Annotated in this window: 1 rRNA gene; it reads left to right on the forward strand. The window is 54.5% G+C overall.

The annotated features are described in order from the left end of the window. A 23S ribosomal RNA gene (locus LCF57_RS11165) occupies positions 1 to 532 on the forward strand; the annotation flags it as partial.

Raw genomic sequence — 532 nt, forward strand, 5'->3', positions numbered from 1 at the left:
ACAGTAGCGAAGGTCATGATCTCAGACTGCCAAGAAAAGCCTCTAGCCAGGAGAAGGTGCCCGTACCGCAAACCGACACAGGTAGGCGAGAAGAGAATTCTAAGGCGCGCGGAAGAACTCTCGTTAAGGAACTCGGCAAAATGACCCCGTAACTTCGGGAGAAGGGGTGCCTCGGTAGGGTGAATAGCCCGAGGGGGCCGCAGTGAAAAGGCCCAAGCGACTGTTTAGCAAAAACACAGGTCTGTGCGAAGCCGCAAGGCGAAGTATACGGGCTGACGCCTGCCCGGTGCTGGAAGGTTAAGGGGAGTGGTAAGCCTTCGGGCGAAGCTATGAACCGAAGCCCCAGTAAACGGCGGCCGTAACTATAACGGTCCTAAGGTAGCGAAATTCCTTGTCAGGTAAATTCTGACCCGCACGAATGGCGTAACGACTTGGGCGCTGTCTCAACGAGAGATCCGGTGAAATTTTAATACCTGTGAAGATGCAGGTTACCCGCGACAAGACGGAAAGACCCCATGGAGCTTTACTGCAG

It is taken from the genome of Paenibacillus sp. BJ-4 (assembly GCF_020404765.1).
Classification (GTDB): domain Bacteria; phylum Bacillota; class Bacilli; order Paenibacillales; family Paenibacillaceae; genus Paenibacillus.